At 41.3% G+C, this 17,425-nt stretch carries 14 protein-coding genes and 4 tRNA genes; 16 read left to right on the top strand and 2 right to left on the bottom strand.

All coding sequences use genetic code 11. The annotated features are described in order from the left end of the window. Positions 1 to 9: 9 nt before the first annotated feature. Both BN161_RS05250 and BN161_RS05245 read right to left on the bottom strand, forming a co-directional pair. A complete protein-coding gene (locus BN161_RS05250) occupies positions 10 to 525 on the bottom strand; it encodes a gamma carbonic anhydrase family protein (RefSeq protein WP_044263567.1) in 516 nt (171 codons plus the stop codon). Positions 526 to 549: 24 nt separating this feature from the next. Further along, the gene (locus tag BN161_RS05245) at positions 550 to 2,331 is read right to left on the bottom strand and encodes an aminopeptidase P family protein (RefSeq protein ID WP_044263564.1); all 1,782 of its coding nucleotides are present in this window, start codon (positions 2,329 to 2,331) and stop codon (positions 550 to 552) included. 577 nt (positions 2,332 to 2,908) lie between these two features. On the opposite strand from BN161_RS05245, the gene rpsU reads away from it, so the two are divergent. From rpsU to rpoC, 16 genes are all read left to right on the top strand, one after another. Continuing rightward, on the top strand, positions 2,909 to 3,100 hold the full coding sequence (gene rpsU, locus BN161_RS05240) for a 30S ribosomal protein S21 (protein WP_007212050.1): 192 nt from the start codon (positions 2,909 to 2,911) through the stop codon (positions 3,098 to 3,100). A 72-nt stretch (positions 3,101 to 3,172) separates the two neighbouring features. Beyond that, complete coding sequence (xerC, locus tag BN161_RS05235; RefSeq protein ID WP_044263562.1) at positions 3,173 to 4,057, top strand: tyrosine recombinase XerC; 885 nt, start codon at positions 3,173 to 3,175, stop codon at positions 4,055 to 4,057. 16 nt (positions 4,058 to 4,073) lie between these two features. Further along, on the top strand, positions 4,074 to 4,373 hold the full coding sequence (hpf, locus tag BN161_RS05230) for a ribosome hibernation-promoting factor, HPF/YfiA family (protein ID WP_044263560.1): 300 nt from the start codon (positions 4,074 to 4,076) through the stop codon (positions 4,371 to 4,373). A gap of 95 nt (positions 4,374 to 4,468) precedes the next feature. Next, positions 4,469 to 4,542 (top strand) — tRNA-Thr (locus tag BN161_RS05225). A 43-nt stretch (positions 4,543 to 4,585) separates the two neighbouring features. Continuing rightward, positions 4,586 to 4,668, top strand: a tRNA-Tyr gene (locus tag BN161_RS05220). A 17-nt stretch (positions 4,669 to 4,685) separates the two neighbouring features. Beyond that, a tRNA-Thr gene (locus BN161_RS05215) sits at positions 4,686 to 4,757 on the top strand. A 50-nt stretch (positions 4,758 to 4,807) separates the two neighbouring features. After that, positions 4,808 to 5,992, top strand: a complete 1,185-nt coding sequence (gene tuf / locus BN161_RS05210) for an elongation factor Tu (protein WP_044263558.1) — start codon at positions 4,808 to 4,810, stop codon at positions 5,990 to 5,992. A 54-nt stretch (positions 5,993 to 6,046) separates the two neighbouring features. Beyond that, positions 6,047 to 6,119: transfer RNA gene (locus BN161_RS05205), tRNA-Trp, on the top strand. A 14-nt stretch (positions 6,120 to 6,133) separates the two neighbouring features. After that, positions 6,134 to 6,325: a preprotein translocase subunit SecE gene (secE, locus tag BN161_RS05200; protein WP_007212054.1), complete on the top strand. Its 192-nt coding sequence runs from the start codon at positions 6,134 to 6,136 to the stop codon at positions 6,323 to 6,325. A gap of 12 nt (positions 6,326 to 6,337) precedes the next feature. Continuing rightward, a complete protein-coding gene (gene nusG / locus BN161_RS05195; RefSeq protein ID WP_044263556.1) occupies positions 6,338 to 6,880 on the top strand; it encodes a transcription termination/antitermination protein NusG in 543 nt (180 codons plus the stop codon). A gap of 57 nt (positions 6,881 to 6,937) precedes the next feature. After that, entirely contained in the window at positions 6,938 to 7,381 is a 444-nt protein-coding gene (gene rplK / locus BN161_RS05190; RefSeq protein WP_044263553.1) for a 50S ribosomal protein L11, read from the top strand. 15 nt (positions 7,382 to 7,396) lie between these two features. Next, complete coding sequence (gene rplA, locus BN161_RS05185; protein ID WP_007219563.1) at positions 7,397 to 8,095, top strand: 50S ribosomal protein L1; 699 nt, start codon at positions 7,397 to 7,399, stop codon at positions 8,093 to 8,095. A gap of 15 nt (positions 8,096 to 8,110) precedes the next feature. Then, positions 8,111 to 8,632, top strand: coding sequence for a 50S ribosomal protein L10 (gene rplJ, locus BN161_RS05180; RefSeq protein WP_007212058.1), 522 nt, complete (start codon positions 8,111 to 8,113; stop codon positions 8,630 to 8,632). 91 nt (positions 8,633 to 8,723) lie between these two features. Continuing rightward, positions 8,724 to 9,101: a 50S ribosomal protein L7/L12 gene (gene rplL, locus BN161_RS05175; protein ID WP_007212059.1), complete on the top strand. Its 378-nt coding sequence runs from the start codon at positions 8,724 to 8,726 to the stop codon at positions 9,099 to 9,101. A 104-nt stretch (positions 9,102 to 9,205) separates the two neighbouring features. Beyond that, positions 9,206 to 13,018, top strand: coding sequence for a DNA-directed RNA polymerase subunit beta (gene rpoB / locus BN161_RS05170; RefSeq protein ID WP_007212060.1), 3,813 nt, complete (start codon positions 9,206 to 9,208; stop codon positions 13,016 to 13,018). A gap of 94 nt (positions 13,019 to 13,112) precedes the next feature. Further along, positions 13,113 to 17,405 (top strand): DNA-directed RNA polymerase subunit beta', encoded by a 4,293-nt coding sequence (rpoC, locus tag BN161_RS05165; protein WP_044263550.1) that lies wholly within the window; start codon positions 13,113 to 13,115, stop codon positions 17,403 to 17,405. Positions 17,406 to 17,425: the final 20 nt, after the last annotated feature.

Raw genomic sequence — 17,425 nt, 5'->3', positions numbered from 1 at the left:
CATCTGGCTTTATTCTTTATACCAGTTAGAATACATCAGATAATTATGTGCTATCTTCTGATTCAGTTCTTTAGCCTGAGCCGGATCTACTTTTTTTATGAACTTGGCAGGTACACCGCCCCAGATGCTTCCTGGTTCAATAACTGTATTGCTTAAGACTAGTGAACCGGCGGCAACGATAGCTCCTTCACCTATCACTGCATGGTCAAGGATTGTAGAACCCATTCCCACTAATGCATAGTCTTTGATAGTGGCTCCGTGAATAGTAACATTATGTCCTACAGAAACGTAGTCACCTATTTCAATTGTTGACTTTTCATATAATGTGTGTAGCACACTTCCGTCTTGTATATTGACTCCATTCCCGATACGGATAGAATTTACATCTCCGCGCAATACTGTGCTGAACCAAATGCTGCAATCGCGCCCCATTTTTACGTCTCCGAGGATGGCTGCGTTATCAGCTAAAAAACAATTTTCGCCAAACTCAGGAGTAAAACCTCTTACTGATTTAATTAATGCCATTTTATATAGTGATTAATTTTTTGATTATAATTGATTCGTTGCTTCTTTCAACCATGCCTGCTCTTCTTTGTTCAAGCCGGGCGATAATTTTTCATATACAGTCTGATGATATTGGTTAAGCCAATTGATTTCTTCTGATGTGAGCAATTCTTTGATAATTCCCTTTTTACAAATAGGGCAAAGGGTTACTGTTTCAAATTGTAGATAGTTGCCAAACATTCCTTCTCCGGCTGGTACTACTAAAACCAGGTTCTCCGTACGAATCCCATGACTTCCGGCTTTATATACTCCCGGTTCATTGGAAGTCAGCATACCCAATTGCAATGTTACCGGATTTTCATTCATACGAATACTCTGAGGTCCTTCGTGTACATTCAGAAAGTGGCCTACACCATGCCCTGTGCCATGCAGGAAGTTCATTCTTCTTTGCCATATCGGCATACGTGCCAGCACATCCAGTTGCGCACCCCGTGTGCCGGCAGGGAATACAGCCATTGCCAGTGCAATGTGCCCCTTCAATATCAATGTATAATCTGTCTTTTCTTCTTCTGTCAGTTTTCCTAAAGCAATGGTACGTGTGATATCTGTTGTTCCATCCAGATATTGTGCACCTGAATCCAATAACAAAAAACCTTCCGGTTTTAGCTGGACATCTGTTTCGGGAGTGGCTTCATAGTGCACGATGGCTCCATGTTCCTTGTATCCAGCAATCGTATCGAAACTTTCTCCCATATATAAATCCTGCTCCGCACGAAATTCATGCAGTTTTTTATCTACGCTGATTTCAGTTTCCTTACCTGTGGGAACAGATGCTTCTAACCATTTCAGAAACTTAACCAAAGCTACTCCATCCCGTTGCATGGCAGCATGTATTCCAGCTATTTCCTGTTCGTTGCGGACGGCTTTCAATAAGGTGACCGGAGAAGCGCCATGAATAATCCTGCAATCAGGGTTGACAGCCGAATACATAGCATAATTTGTTTTAGCCGGATTAAGAAGTAGGCTCTCAACATTGATTCGGCTGAGGTATGTTTCTGCTTCCTCGTAGGCGTGCAGGTTTACTCCTGTTTCTTTCATATAAGTAGCAACCTCAGCGGTTATCTTTTGAGGTTGAATGAAATAGTGAGTTTCGTTCTCTTCGATAAGTAGATAGCTGACAAGCACGGGATTGCAATGCACATCGTTTCCACGCAGATTAAGAGTCCATGAGATTTCATCTAAAGCGGATAAGAACAATGCCTTCGCATTGCACTTTTTTAGTTCTTTTCGAATAATGGCAATCTTTTCTATGCTGTTTTTTCCTGCATATTGGGTTTCATAAATAAAAGCAGGAGTTTCCGGCATTGGCGGACGATCCGTCCATAATTTATCTAAGGGATCTGAAATGCTTTTTACTTCTATCTGGCATTTCTGCAACTCGGCTTGCATCCTTTCTACTTCTTCTGCAGAAAACATCTTTCCATCTATGCCGACAGCATCGCCAGGAGTTAGCTGTGTACTTAAAAAAGCTGAAATACTGGGTGTTTCGGGAAGCATCTCCTTATAAAGTTTTATTTCCGTGCCTTCTAATTGCTGGGCAGCCTGGAGAAAATAGCGAGAGTCAGTCCATAGTCCTGCTTGGCTTGTAGTAATAACAACGGTTCCTGCCGAACCAGTAAAGCCAGAAATCCATTCCCGGGATTTCCAGTGGGGAGCAACATATTCGCTCAGATGAGGGTCGGTACTTGGGATAATAAAGGCTTGTATGCCTTCCTGGCTGAACAATGCCCGTAGGTCTTGTAGCCGATCATTGATAGTTTGACTCATATACTATATATAATAAGGTGTAATATTCACTCTTCAAAGATACTCACTTTCTCTGAATTTTTTCGAAGGATAGCTACACTTTATCTGTACCAGCAATTCGTTTTTGGCGGGTTATGAATTAATTCACCACAGATTTCCACAGAATTTTATTTCTCTGATTTTACATTGATTAAACTCTGTGAGACTCTGTGTTACTGTGGTGGCAAATTCATTACTATCCCGTAACGAGTGATTTCGGCGTTTCTATAGTTTTTTCTTATAAGTTTTAGTTTTTTTATTAGTAGGGATTTATTCTTTCTATCACGGAGAAAGAATAAGTATTTGCTACGGTCGCGCTTAGTTGTCACAAGAGAAAGAGATAAAAGTGACGGTGCGGTGATTTAATTTGGCATTTTGCAGCTTATTCTTTACCTGTTTCCTCTTTTATTGACTCGGATTTACTTTTCTGTAGGTCTAATCTTGTTTCTTTTTGCAGAATTTTCGGCAGAAAGTTTTGTGAATAAAGAAACTATGTGTAATTTTGCCGCTCAATTTAATCGTGAGATTTTTAAACCATTAACATTTTAATAAAAAGAAAATGATTGTAGTACCTGTAAAAGAAGGCGAAAACATTGAAAAAGCGCTGAAGAAGTTTAAAAGAAAATTTGAGAAAACTGGTATCGTTAAGGAATTAAGAAGCAGACAGCAGTTTGATAAACCGTCTGTTGTTAAAAGACTTAAGAAAGAACGTGCAGTTTACGTACAACAACTTCAGCAAGTAGAAGATTAATAATTCGTAATTTCCTTTGAATTATTGAATTCTTTTCATACATTCGTTGCATGATTTTTGATGTAGCGATATATGTGGTTGACAAACTCTTTTCTTGACTATCTCCAGTATGAACGGAATTATTCTGAAGAGACTATAAAGTCTTATCGGGAGGATTTACGTCAATTTGAGAAATTTGCAAGAGAAGAAATTGGAGATTCTGCTCTATCGGAAGTAAAGGCTGAACTTGTTCGTGAATGGATTGTTTCTTTAATGGACAAGGGATATACTTCTACTTCAATTAATCGGAAGTTAAGTTCGCTCAGGTCATTTTATAAATTCCTTTTAAGGAAAGGTGAAGTGTGCGTGAATCCATTGCAAAAGATAACGGGGCCTAAAAATAAGAAGCCGTTACCTACTTTTCTAAGGGAAAGTGAGATGGATAAATTACTGGACGAAGTGGATTTCGGTGAAGGATTTAAGGGGTGTCGTGATCATATGATTATTGAAATGTTTTATGCTACAGGCATGAGACTTTCAGAATTGATAGGATTAGATAATAAAAATGTAGATTTCTCTTCTTTGCTTATTAAAGTAACGGGGAAAAGAAATAAACAACGCTTGATACCTTTTGGCGAAGAGTTGAAGGATGCAATGGTAGAGTATGTCAATGTAAGGAATGAGACTGTTCTGGCTCGTACGGATGCTTTTTTTGTTCGTGAGAGTGGAGAACGACTTTCCCGCAGTATTGTAGAAAATCTAGTGAAACGAAACCTTTCGAAGGTAGTGACGTTGAAAAAACGTAGTCCTCATGTGCTCAGGCATACTTTTGCTACGACGATGCTGAATCATGATGCAGAACTCGGGGCGATAAAAGAACTTCTTGGTCACGAGAGTTTGGCGACAACGGAGGTTTATACGCATACTACTTTTGAAGAACTTAAAAAAGTGTATAACCAGGCTCATCCTCGAGCCTAAAAGTAAGGAGGTAAGTATGGAAGTAAGAATTCAGTCAATTCACTTTGATGCGTCAGAGCAATTGCAGGCTTTTGTTCAGAAGAAAGCAGTAAAATTGGAAAAGTATTACGATGATATAAAGAAAGTAGAGGTGTCATTAAAGGTTGTGAAGCCGGAGACTGCAGAAAATAAAGAAGCAGGTATAAAAGTGATTATTCCCAATGGGGAGTTTTATGCAAGCAAAATCTGCAATACGTTTGAAGAGGCGATTGATTTGAGTGTTGAAGCCTTGGAAAAACAGCTGGTTAAACACAAGGAAAAACAACGGAGCAAATAAAAATTCGCTAAAATTTTGCGGAAAAGAAATAAATGCCTAAATTTGCAGCCGTTTCGCTCACGATAGAACGTAACGGTTGCATTTTTTGAGTAATTGCCTCTTTAGCTCAGCTGGCCAGAGCACGTGATTTGTAATCTCGGGGTCGTTGGTTCGAATCCGACAAGAGGCTCGAAAAAAAAATAAGGAAAAAAGAGTTCTTTGTTTAAATGTAAGGGCAAATACCAGAGTGGCCAAATGGGGCAGACTGTAAATCTGCTGGCTTACGCCTTCGGTGGTTCGAATCCATCTTTGCCCACACCTCTTTTTCTCCTTGCTGTTATAGCTCAGTGGTAGAGCACTTCCTTGGTAAGGAAGAGGTCCCGGGTTCAAATCCCGGTAACAGCTCGTAAGGATGTAAATGCTGATTATTAATCAAATAAATAACAAGTAAAGCTATGGCTAAAGAGAAATTCGAACGTACCAAACCGCACGTAAACATTGGTACAATTGGTCATGTTGACCACGGTAAAACCACGTTGACTGCTGCTATCACTACAGTGTTGGCAAAAAAAGGTCTTTCAGAAGTTAAGTCTTTCGATCAGATCGATAACGCTCCTGAGGAAAAAGAAAGAGGTATCACTATTAATACTTCTCACGTAGAGTATGAAACTGCTAACCGTCACTATGCTCACGTAGACTGTCCGGGTCACGCCGACTACGTAAAGAATATGGTAACTGGTGCTGCTCAGATGGACGGTGCTATCATCGTAGTTGCTGCTACTGATGGTCCGATGCCTCAAACTCGTGAGCACATCTTGTTGGCTCGTCAGGTAAACGTACCGAAGCTTGTTGTATTCATGAACAAGTGCGATATGGTTGACGATGAGGAAATGTTGGAACTCGTTGAAATGGAAATGCGCGAACTGTTGGCTGCATACGAATTTGACGGTGACAATACTCCTATTATCCGTGGTTCTGCTCTTGGTGCATTGAACGGTGTAGAAAAATGGGAAGATAAAGTTATGGAGTTGATGGATGCAGTTGACACTTGGATTCCGTTGCCTCCGCGTGATATCGACAAACCGTTCTTGATGCCGGTTGAAGACGTATTCTCTATTACTGGTCGTGGTACTGTTGCTACTGGTCGTATCGAAGCTGGTATCATTCACGTAGGTGATGAAGTTGAAATCCTTGGTTTGGGTGAAGATAAGAAATCTGTTGTAACTGGCGTTGAAATGTTCCGCAAATTGCTGGATCAGGGTGAAGCTGGTGATAACGTAGGTTTGTTGCTTCGTGGTATCGATAAGGAATCTATCAAACGTGGTATGGTTCTTTGTAAACCGGGACAGATTAAACCTCACTCTAAATTCAAAGCTTCTATTTATGTTTTGAAGAAAGAAGAAGGTGGTCGTCATACTCCATTCCACAACAAATACCGTCCTCAATTCTATCTGCGTACTATGGACTGTACAGGTGAAATTACTCTTCCGGAAGGAACTGAAATGGTAATGCCTGGTGATAACGTAGAAATCAACGTAGAATTGATCTATCCGGTAGCTTTGAACGTAGGTTTGCGTTTCGCTATCCGTGAAGGTGGTCGTACGGTAGGTTCTGGTCAGATTACTGAAATCCTTGACTAATTACCAAATATATTAATCAGTTCCCGGTTTATATCGGGAACTGATTATATTCACACGGGAGTAGCTCAGTTGGTAGAGCACCGGTCTCCAAAACCGGGTGTCGGGAGTTCGAGCCTCTCCTCCCGTGCTAATATTTTTGAAATGAAGAAGATTGTAGCTTATTTTAAAGAAACTTACGACGAACTTGTACATAAAGTATCGTGGCCTACGTATTCTGAACTTACTAACAGTGCAGTAGTTGTTTTATATGCTTCCCTGCTTATTGCTCTGGTAGTATTTGCGATGGACTTCTGTTTCCAGAACGTAATGGAGAAAATTATTTATCCACACTAAAAACGAGGGAAAATGTCTGAGATTGAGAAAAAATGGTACGTTTTGCGTGCTATTAGCGGAAAAGAAGCTAAGGTAAGGGAATACCTTGAAGCTGATATTAAAAACAGCGACCTTGGTGATTATGTATCTCAGGTATTGATTCCTACCGAAAAGGTTTATCAGGTTCGCAATGGAAAGAAAATTGTGAAAGAGAGAAGTTATCTCCCTGGTTACGTTTTGGTGGAGGCTGCTCTGGTAGGTGAGGTCGCTCATCACTTGAGAAATACTCCTAATGTGATTGGATTCTTGGGTGGATCGGATAAACCTGTTCCTCTGAGACAATCGGAAGTGAATCGTATACTTGGTACGGTGGACGAATTGCAGGATGCCGGTGAAGAACTGAACATCCCGTATATAGTCGGTGAAACTGTGAAAGTAAATTACGGCCCGTTCAGCGGATTCAGTGGTATCATTGAAGAAGTGAACACCGAGAAGAAGAAACTTAAGGTTATGGTAAAGATATTCGGACGGAAAACTCCGCTCGAATTGGGCTTTATGCAAGTTGAAAAAGAATAATGCAGGTGTTACGCTGTGGTATTCTTTATTAATGTTTATATATAAATCAATAAAAAAATGGCTAAAGAAGTTGCTGGACTAATCAAATTACAGATTAAAGGAGGCGCGGCAAACCCATCACCTCCCGTAGGCCCCGCTTTGGGTTCTAAGGGTATTAATATCATGGAGTTTTGCAAGCAATTCAACGCCAGAACCCAGGACAAAGCAGGAAAGATCCTTCCTGTGATTATCACTTACTACGCAGATAAGTCTTTCGATTTTGTAATCAAGACTCCTCCCGTTGCTATTCAATTACTTGAAATGGCTAAGGTAAAGAGTGGTTCTGCTGAGCCTAACCGCAAGAAAGTTGCCGAGCTTACTTGGGAACAAGTTCGTGCGATTGCTCAGGACAAGATGGTTGACTTAAACTGTTTCACTGTAGAAGCTGCCATGTCAATGGTTGCCGGTACAGCTAGAAGTATGGGTATCGCTGTAAAAGGGGAGTTCCCGGTTAATAACTAATAAACTTCAATTAGAATGGGTAAACTGACAAAAAAACAAAAGTTGGCTGCAGAAAAAATTGAAGCAGGGAAAGCATACTCACTGAAAGAAGCTGCATCTTTGGTAAAGGAAATTACTTATACCAAGTTTGATGCTTCACTGGATATCGACGTGCGTTTGGGCGTTGATCCGCGTAAGGCGAACCAGATGGTGAGAGGTGTTGTATCACTTCCTCATGGTACTGGTAAAGTTGTGCGCGTTTTGGTGCTTTGTACACCGGATGCTGAAGCTGCTGCAAAAGAAGCCGGAGCTGACTACGTTGGTCTTGACGAATATATTGAAAAGATCAAAGGTGGATGGACAGATGTGGATGTAATCATCACTATGCCTTCTATCATGGGTAAAATTGGTGCACTCGGTCGTGTGCTCGGTCCTCGCGGATTGATGCCTAACCCGAAGAGTGGTACTGTAACTATGGATGTTGCTAAAGCTGTAAGAGAAGTAAAACAAGGTAAGATCGACTTCAAGGTTGACAAGAGTGGTATTGTTCATACTTCAGTTGGTAAAGTTTCATTTAGCGTTGATCAAATTCGTGATAATGCGAAAGAATTCATCTCTACTTTGAATAAATTGAAACCGACCGCAGCCAAGGGTACATATATTAAGAGTATTTATCTTTCTAGCACAATGAGTGCAGGTATCAAGATTGACCCGAAATCAGTAGAAGAAATCTAATAAAACGGAGTAATAATGAGAAAGGAAGATAAAAGTACGATTATTGAGCAGATTGCTGCTACAGTAAAGGAATATAATCACTTCTATTTGATAGACATCACTGCAATGAACGCTGCCGCTACAAGCGCGTTGAGAAGAGAATGTTTCAAATCAGACATCAAATTGATGCTGATTAAGAATACATTGCTTCACAAAGCATTGGAGAGTCTGGAAGAAGATTATTCTCCGCTTTATAATTGCTTGAAGGGTACTACAGCTATTATGTTCTGTAATACTGCCAACTTACCAGCTAAGTTGATTAAAGCAAAAGCTAAAGACGGTATTCCCGGACTGAAAGCTGCATATGCAGAAGAAAGCTTCTATGTTGGTGCTGACCAGTTGGATGCTCTCGTTAGTATTAAGAGTAAGAATGAAGTTATTGCCGATATCGTTGCTTTGTTGCAATCACCGGCCAAGAATGTTATTTCTGCTCTCCAATCAGGTGGAAACACTCTTCACGGAGTTCTCAAAACTCTTGGTGAACGTACCGAAGCGTAAAAATGGGAAAGGTGTCACGACCTTGGGAGTAACGTCCCGAATCAATTTTTCATAAACAAATTAGTAATTAAACAATTAAAATCATACAAAAATGGCAGATTTGAAAGCTTTTGCAGAACAATTAGTTAACTTGACAGTAAAAGAAGTTAATGAACTTGCAACTATCCTTAAAGAAGAATATGGTATTGAACCTGCTGCTGCAGCTGTAGCTGTTGCTGCTGGTCCTGCAGCTGGTGGTGCTGCTGCCGCTGAAGAAAAAACTTCTTTTGATGTAGTATTGAAGAGCGCTGGATCAGCTAAACTTCAGGTTGTTAAAGCCGTGAAGGAAGCTTGTGGTCTTGGCTTGAAAGAAGCTAAGGACTTGGTAGACGGTGCTCCTAGCGTAGTAAAAGAAGGTTTGGCTAAAGACGAAGCAGAATCATTGAAGAAAACATTGGAAGAAGCTGGAGCTGAAGTTGAACTTAAATAACATTAGCCTGTAAATCAGGTAATTCGGTTAAGAACCCTTCTGAAGAGGGTTCTTAACCTTTTTGTGTATATATTTAAAATTAAGTTCTACAAATCCATTAACAGATGTCTTCAAATACTGTAAACCAAAGAATTAATTTTGCTTCGACTAAAAATCCACTTGAATATCCGGATTTTTTGGAAGTACAATTGAAGTCATTCAAAGACTTTTTACAACTGGATACCCCACCCGAAAAGCGTAAGAACGAGGGACTGTATAAAGTATTTGCTGAAAACTTCCCCATTGCCGATACAAGAAACAATTTTGTTCTTGAGTTTTTGGACTACTATATTGATCCGCCGCGTTATACTATTGATGATTGTATAGAGCGAGGGCTTACTTATAGTGTGCCTTTGAAAGCAAAATTGAAATTATACTGTACAGATCCCGATCATGAGGATTTTGATACAGTTATTCAGGACGTATTCCTTGGCCCTATTCCTTATATGACGGATAAGGCGACTTTCGTCATCAACGGTGCGGAACGTGTTGTTGTATCCCAACTTCACCGTTCTCCAGGCGTATTCTTCGGTCAGAGCGTACATGCTAATGGTACCAAACTTTATTCTGCCCGTATCATCCCGTTCAAAGGTTCTTGGATTGAGTTTGCTACTGATATTAACAATGTCATGTATGCGTACATCGACCGTAAAAAGAAGTTGCCCGTTACTACTTTGTTGAGAGCTATCGGTTTTGAGAATGATAAGGATATTCTTGAAATTTTCAATCTGGCCGAAGATATTAAAGTCAATAAGACTAATCTTAAGAGAGTGTTGGGACGTAAATTGGCGGCTCGTGTTTTGAAAACATGGATTGAGGATTTTGTAGACGAAGATACCGGTGAAGTAGTTTCTATTGAACGTAACGAAGTTGTGATCGATCGTGAAACTGTGATCGAACCGGAACATGTTGATATTATCTTAGAGTCGGGTGTTCAGAACATTCTTGTACACAAGGAAGAGCCGAATCAGTCCGACTATTCTATTATATATAACACGCTCCAGAAAGACCCGAGTAACTCGGAGAAGGAAGCTGTATTGTATATCTATCGCCAGTTGCGTAATGCAGACCCTGCCGATGATGCCAGTGCACGTGAGGTTATCAATAACCTGTTCTTCTCTGAAAAGAGATATGACTTGGGTAATGTAGGTCGCTACAGAATTAACAAGAAGTTGAATCTGACGACTGATATGGATGTGCGTGTTCTGACGAAGGAAGATATTATTGAAATCATTAAGTACTTGATAGAGTTGATTAACTCGAAGGCTGATGTGGATGATATTGACCACTTGAGTAACCGTCGTGTACGTACTGTAGGAGAGCAATTGTCTAATCAGTTTGCTGTTGGTTTGGCCCGTATGTCACGTACGATTCGTGAACGTATGAACGTACGCGATAATGAAGTGTTTACTCCGATTGATTTGATCAACGCCAAGACTATTTCTTCCGTAATCAATTCATTCTTCGGAACGAATGCTTTGTCGCAGTTTATGGACCAGACGAATCCGTTGGCTGAAATTACGCACAAACGTCGTATGTCTGCCCTCGGTCCTGGTGGTTTGTCTCGTGAGCGTGCCGGATTTGAGGTACGTGACGTTCACTACACTCACTATGGTCGTCTTTGTCCAATTGAAACGCCGGAAGGTCCGAACATTGGTTTGATTTCTTCTTTGTGCGTGTTCGCTAAGATCAATGTACTTGGTTTCATTGAAACTCCATATCGTAAGGTTGAAAACGGTAAGGTTGACCTTTCTGATGAAGGTTTGGCATATTTGACTGCGGAAGAAGAAGAAGCTAAGATTATTGCTCAAGGTAATGCACCGTTGAATGATGATGGTACTTTCATCCGCGATAAAGTAAAAGCTCGTCAGGATGCTGACTATCCGGTGGTAACTCCGGATGAAGTAGAGTTGATGGACGTTTCTCCCCAGCAGATTGCTTCAATCGCTGCATCTCTGATTCCTTTCTTGGAACATGACGATGCTAACCGTGCGTTGATGGGGTCAAACATGATGCGCCAGGCAGTTCCTTTGTTGAAGAGTGAAGCTCCTATTGTAGGTACAGGTATCGAACGACAGTTGGTTCGCGACTCTCGTACGCAGATTACCGCTGAAGGTGATGGTGTAATCGAATTTGTGGACGCTACTGTTATCCGTATTTTGTATGATCGTACGGAGGACGAAGAATTTGTAAGCTTCGAACCGGCATTGAAGGAATACCGTATTCCGAAGTGGCGTCGTACGAATCAAAATATGACGATTGATCTTCGTCCTATTTGTGAAATTGGTCAGCGTGTAACGAAAGGCCAGATTTTGACAGAAGGATATTCTACGGAGAAAGGTGAGTTGGCTTTGGGTAAAAACTTGTTGGTTGCTTACATGCCGTGGAAGGGTTACAACTATGAGGATGCTATCGTATTGAACGAACGTGTGGTTCGTGAAGATATATTGACTTCAATTCATGTAGAAGAATATTCACTGGAAGTTCGTGAAACGAAACGCGGTATGGAAGAATTAACTTCCGATATTCCGAATGTGAGTGAAGAAGCTACTAAAGATTTGGACGAAAATGGTATTGTACGTGTGGGTGCTCGCATTCAGCCGGGTGATATCTTGATTGGTAAGATTACACCGAAAGGTGAGTCTGATCCTTCACCGGAAGAAAAATTGCTTCGTGCAATTTTCGGTGATAAGGCAGGTGATGTGAAAGATGCTTCTTTGAAAGCTTCTCCTTCTTTGAAAGGTGTTGTTATCGATAAGCGTTTGTTCTCACGTGTAATCAAGAGCCGTAGTTCCAAATTGGCTGATAAGGCTTTGTTGCCGAAGATTGATGATGAGTTTGATGCGAAGGTTGCTGATTTAAGAGGTGTCTTAATTAGAAAACTGTTGAAGTTGACTGAAAATCACGTATCAGAGGGTGTAAAAGATTATATGGGTGCTGATATTATTTCAAAAGGTGCCAAATTCTCTCCTTCTGATTTTGGTGATCTGGACTTTACTTCAATACAATTGAGCAACTGGACGAATGATGACCGTATCAACGGCATGATTCGTGATTTGGTGATGAACTTCATCAAGAAATATAAAGAACTGGATGCCGAACTGAAACGTAAAAAGTTTGCTATTACCATTGGTGATGAACTTCCGGCTGGTATCATTCAGATGGCGAAAGTTTATATTGCTAAGAAACGTAAGATCGGTGTAGGTGATAAGATGGCAGGTCGCCATGGTAATAAGGGTATTGTTTCACGCGTTGTTCGTCAGGAAGATATGCCATTCCTAGCTGATGGTACTCCGGTAGATATTGTATTGAATCCGTTGGGTGTGCCTTCTCGTATGAACATCGGTCAGATATTCGAAGCTGTATTAGGTCGTGCCGGTAAGAATCTGGGTGTTAAATTTGCGACTCCTATTTTTGACGGTGCTACATTGGATGACTTGAATGAGTGGACTGACAAGGCTGGTTTGCCACGTTATGGCAAGACTAAGTTGTATGATGGGGGTACGGGTGAACCGTTTGACCAACATGCTACGGTTGGTGTTACCTATATGTTGAAGTTGGGGCACATGGTTGAAGATAAGATGCACGCACGTTCTATTGGTCCGTACTCTCTGATTACTCAACAACCGTTGGGTGGTAAGGCACAATTCGGTGGTCAGCGTTTTGGAGAAATGGAGGTTTGGGCGCTTGAGGCATTCGGTGCCGCGCATATCCTGCAGGAAATTTTGACTATCAAATCCGATGACGTTGTAGGTCGTTCTAAAGCTTATGAAGCAATTGTGAAGGGTGAACCGATGCCGCAACCCGGTATTCCTGAATCACTTAATGTATTGTTGCATGAGTTGAGAGGTTTGGGCCTTAGCATCAACCTGGAATAAATCTAAAATTGATAGTTGGGAGTGATAATCTATTTGCTCCCGGCTATTAATTCTCAATATTCAATTGTCAATTTTCAATTATATATAATAAAGTATGGCTTTTAGAAAAGATAACAAGATAAAGAGTAATTTCTCGAAGATCTCTATTGGTTTGGCTTCTCCGGAAGAAATCCTTGAGAATTCGAGTGGTGAAGTTTTAAAGCCTGAAACTATCAACTATCGTACGTATAAGCCTGAACGTGACGGTTTGTTCTGTGAACGTATTTTTGGTCCTATCAAGGATTATGAATGCCATTGCGGTAAATATAAACGTATCCGTTATAAAGGTATTGTCTGCGACCGTTGTGGTGTGGAAGTGACAGAGAAAAAAGTACGTCGTGAGCGTATGGGACACATCCAGCTGGTTGTGCCGGTAGCTCATATTTGGTATTTTCGTTCACTTCCTAATAAAATTGGTTATTTGCTGGGTCTGCCTACAAAGAAACTTGATTCTATTATTTACTATGAGCGTTATGTGGTAATCCAGGCTGGTGTGATGGCTGGTGAGATTGCTGAATATGACTTGCTCTCGGAAGAAGAATATCTGGATTTGATGGAGAAGTTGCCGAAAGACAATCAATTCCTGGAAGATTCAGATCCTAATAAGTTCATAGCTAGGATGGGTGCCGAAGCCATTTATGACTTGCTGGCTCGTCTAGATTTGGATGCATTGTCTTATGATTTGCGTCACCGTGCTGGTAACGACGCTTCTCAACAGCGTAAGAATGAGGCTTTAAAGCGTCTCCAGGTTGTTGAATCGTTCCGTGCATCTCGCGGACGCAATAAGCCGGAATGGATGATTGTACGTATCGTACCGGTTATCCCGCCCGAACTTCGTCCATTGGTTCCGTTGGATGGTGGTCGTTTTGCCACTTCTGACTTGAATGATCTTTATCGCCGCGTAATTATTCGTAACAATCGTCTGAAAAGATTGATTGAGATAAAGGCTCCTGAAGTAATTTTGCGTAATGAAAAGCGTATGTTACAGGAAGCGGTTGACTCGTTGTTCGATAATTCACGTAAATCCAGTGCAGTAAAAACGGATGCTAACCGTCCTTTGAAATCTCTTTCTGATAGTTTGAAAGGTAAGCAGGGGCGTTTCCGTCAGAACTTATTGGGTAAACGTGTTGACTACTCTGCGCGTTCGGTTATCGTTGTAGGTCCGGAACTGAAAATGGGGGAGTGTGGTATTCCTAAATTGATGGCAGCTGAACTGTACAAACCGTTCATTATACGTAAGCTGATTGAACGTGGTATTGTAAAGACCGTGAAGAGTGCCAAGAAGATTGTAGATCGCAAAGAAGCTGTTATCTGGGATATTCTGGAACATGTAATGAAAGGTCATCCGGTACTGTTGAACCGTGCACCGACATTGCACCGTTTGGGTATTCAGGCATTCCAGCCTAAGATGATTGAAGGAAAAGCTATTCAGTTGCACCCGTTGGCATGTACGGCTTTCAATGCCGACTTTGACGGTGACCAGATGGCTGTTCACTTGCCGTTGAGTAATGAAGCTGTCTTGGAGGCTCAGATGTTGATGCTTCAATCTCATAATATCTTGAATCCGGCGAATGGTGCTCCTATTACTGTACCTTCTCAGGATATGGTTCTTGGTTTGTACTACATTACTAAATTACGTAAGGGTGCAAAAGGCGAAGGCTTGATATTCTATGGCCCGGAAGAAGCTTTGATTGCTTACAATGAGGGTAAGGTTGATATTCATGCTCCGATCAGCGTTGTTGTAAAGGATGTGGATGAGAATGGCAATGTAGTTGACGTAATGATGCATGATACTTCAGTAGGTCGTGTAATTGTTAACGAAATTGTTCCCCCTGAAGCTGGCTATATCAATACTATTATTTCTAAAAAATCACTTCGTGATATTATTAGTGATGTAATTAAGGTATGTGGTGTGGCTAAAGCTGCTGATTTCCTTGATGGCATCAAGAACTTAGGTTATCAGATGGCCTTTAAGGGTGGTTTGTCATTTAACTTGGGTGATATTATCATCCCGGAACAAAAAGAGGCATTGGTACAGAAAGGTTATGATGAAGTTGAGCAAGTTATCAACAACTATAACATGGGTTTCATTACCAACAATGAACGTTATAATCAGGTAATTGATATTTGGACACATGTTAACTCAGAGCTGTCTAATATATTGATGAAGACCATTTCGAGTGATGACCAAGGATTCAATGCTGTATATATGATGCTGGATTCTGGTGCCCGTGGTTCTAAAGAGCAGATCCGTCAGTTGTCTGGTATGCGTGGTTTGATGGCAAAACCGCAGAAGGCAGGTGCAGAAGGTGGACAGATTATTGAAAACCCGATTCTTTCAAACTTTAAAGAGGGGCTTTCGGTGTTGGAGTACTTTATCTCTACCCACGGTGCCCGTAAAGGTTTGGCGGATACAGCGTTGAAGACGGCTGATGCCGGATATTTAACTCGTCGTCTGGTTGACGTATCTCATGATGTGATTATTAATGAAGAAGACTGCGGCACACTCCGTGGGTTGGTTTGTACAGACTTGAAGAATAATGATGAAATCATTGCTACGCTGTATGAACGTATCCTTGGTCGAGTATCTGTACATGATATTGTTCATCCTACAACAGGTGAATTGTTGGTTGCCGGTGGTGAAGAAATAACAGAAGAAGTAGCTAAGAAGATACAGGATTCTCCGATAGAAAGTGTTGAAATACGTTCGGTATTGACTTGTGAATCGAAGAAGGGTGTTTGTGCGAAATGTTATGGACGTAACCTTGCATCAAGCCAGATGGTTCAAAGAGGTGAGGCTGTTGGGGTAATTGCTGCACAGTCTATCGGTGAGCCGGGTACACAGTTGACGTTGCGTACTTTCCATGCCGGTGGTACGGCTGCCAATATCGCAGCCAATGCAAGTATTATGGCTAAGAATCCGGCACGCCTGGAATTTGAAGAACTCCGTACTGTAGACGTTGTGGACGAAGCTGGTGAACCTGCAAAAGTTGTGGTAGGCCGTTTGGCTGAAGTACGTTTTGTAGATGTAAATACTGGGATTGTTCTTTCTACTCATAATGTGCCCTATGGTTCTACACTTTATGCTGCTGATGGCGAAGTCGTAGAAAAAGGTAAAATGATTGCCCGTTGGGATCCGTTTAACGCTGTTATTATAACGGAAGCTACAGGTAAGATTGAGTTTGAAGGCGTAATTGAAAATATTACTTATAAAGTAGAGTCTGACGAGTCTACCGGTTTGCGTGAAATCATCATTATTGAGTCCAAGGATAAGACGAAAGTTCCGACTGCTCATATCATGACAGAGGATGGCGAACTGATTCGTACGTATAATCTCCCTGTGGGTGGTCACGTAGTAGTGGAAAACGGACAAAAAGTGAAAGCTGGTGAGGTTATTGTGAAGATACCTCGTGCCGTTGGTAAAGCCGGTGATATCACGGGTGGTCTTCCGCGTGTAACTGAGTTGTTCGAAGCTCGTAATCCGTCTAATCCTGCTGTTGTTTCTGAAATCGATGGCGAGGTTACAATGGGTAAGGTGAAGCGTGGTAACCGCGAAATTGTTGTAACTTCTAAAACTGGTGAGGTTAAGAAGTATCTGGTACCGTTATCTAAACAGATTCTGGTACAAGAGAATGACTATGTGCGGGCCGGTACTCCGTTGTCTGATGGTGCTATAACTCCTGCTGATATTCTTGCTATTAAGGGGCCTACGGCTGTGCAGGAATATATCGTGAACGAAGTGCAGGATGTATACCGTTTGCAGGGTGTGAAGATTAATGATAAACACTTTGAGATCATTGTTCGTCAGATGATGCGTAAAGTTCAAATTGATGAGCCTGGCGATACACGCTTCTTGGAACAACAGGTAGTGGACAAGTTGGAGTTCATGGAAGAAAACGATCGTATCTGGGGTAAAAAAGTTGTGGTTGATGCTGGTGATTCCCAGAATCTGCAACCAGGTCAGATTGTAACCGCTCGTAAGTTGCGTGATGAAAATAGTATGTTGAAACGTCGCGACTTGAAACCTGTTGAAGTACGTGATGCTGTCCCTGCAACTTCTACTCAGATTCTTCAGGGTATTACGCGTGCAGCTCTGCAAACTTCAAGCTTTATGTCTGCTGCTTCATTCCAGGAGACTACTAAGGTCTTGAACGAAGCAGCTATCAACGGTAAGGTTGATAAATTGGAAGGTATGAAGGAGAACGTTATTTGTGGTCATTTGATACCCGCAGGTACTGGTCAGCGTGAGTTTGAAAAGATTATTGTTGGCTCCAAAGAAGAGTATGACCGTATTCTTGCTAATAAGAAGACGGTACTGGATTACAATTCAATGGATGTTGAAGAATAAAATGTAATAAATACAGTCAG

Origin of the sequence: Bacteroides timonensis (genome assembly GCF_000513195.1) — a bacterium.
Classification (GTDB): Bacteria; Bacteroidota; Bacteroidia; order Bacteroidales; family Bacteroidaceae; genus Bacteroides; species Bacteroides timonensis.
Note: the sequence above shows the minus strand (reverse complement) of the source record. Positions and strands in the feature narration are given on the sequence as shown.

What these genes read in the sequence shown, in the direction of transcription:
- rplJ (WP_007212058.1), top strand. Translation starts at nt 8,111, where the DNA reads ATGAGAAAGGAAGATAAAAGTACGATTATTGAGCAGATTGCTGCTACA.
- rpoB (WP_007212060.1), top strand. Translation starts at nt 9,206, where the DNA reads ATGTCTTCAAATACTGTAAACCAAAGAATTAATTTTGCTTCGACTAAA.
- hpf (WP_044263560.1), top strand. Translation starts at nt 4,074, where the DNA reads ATGGAAGTAAGAATTCAGTCAATTCACTTTGATGCGTCAGAGCAATTG.
- rplK (WP_044263553.1), top strand. Translation starts at nt 6,938, where the DNA reads ATGGCTAAAGAAGTTGCTGGACTAATCAAATTACAGATTAAAGGAGGC.
- rpsU (WP_007212050.1), top strand. Translation starts at nt 2,909, where the DNA reads ATGATTGTAGTACCTGTAAAAGAAGGCGAAAACATTGAAAAAGCGCTG.
- rpoC (WP_044263550.1), top strand. Translation starts at nt 13,113, where the DNA reads ATGGCTTTTAGAAAAGATAACAAGATAAAGAGTAATTTCTCGAAGATC.
- BN161_RS05250 (WP_044263567.1), bottom strand. Translation starts at nt 525, where the DNA reads ATGGCATTAATTAAATCAGTAAGAGGTTTTACTCCTGAGTTTGGCGAA.
- nusG (WP_044263556.1), top strand. Translation starts at nt 6,338, where the DNA reads ATGTCTGAGATTGAGAAAAAATGGTACGTTTTGCGTGCTATTAGCGGA.
- BN161_RS05245 (WP_044263564.1), bottom strand. Translation starts at nt 2,331, where the DNA reads ATGAGTCAAACTATCAATGATCGGCTACAAGACCTACGGGCATTGTTC.
- tuf (WP_044263558.1), top strand. Translation starts at nt 4,808, where the DNA reads ATGGCTAAAGAGAAATTCGAACGTACCAAACCGCACGTAAACATTGGT.
- rplL (WP_007212059.1), top strand. Translation starts at nt 8,724, where the DNA reads ATGGCAGATTTGAAAGCTTTTGCAGAACAATTAGTTAACTTGACAGTA.
- secE (WP_007212054.1), top strand. Translation starts at nt 6,134, where the DNA reads ATGAAGAAGATTGTAGCTTATTTTAAAGAAACTTACGACGAACTTGTA.
- xerC (WP_044263562.1), top strand. Translation starts at nt 3,173, where the DNA reads ATGTGGTTGACAAACTCTTTTCTTGACTATCTCCAGTATGAACGGAAT.
- rplA (WP_007219563.1), top strand. Translation starts at nt 7,397, where the DNA reads ATGGGTAAACTGACAAAAAAACAAAAGTTGGCTGCAGAAAAAATTGAA.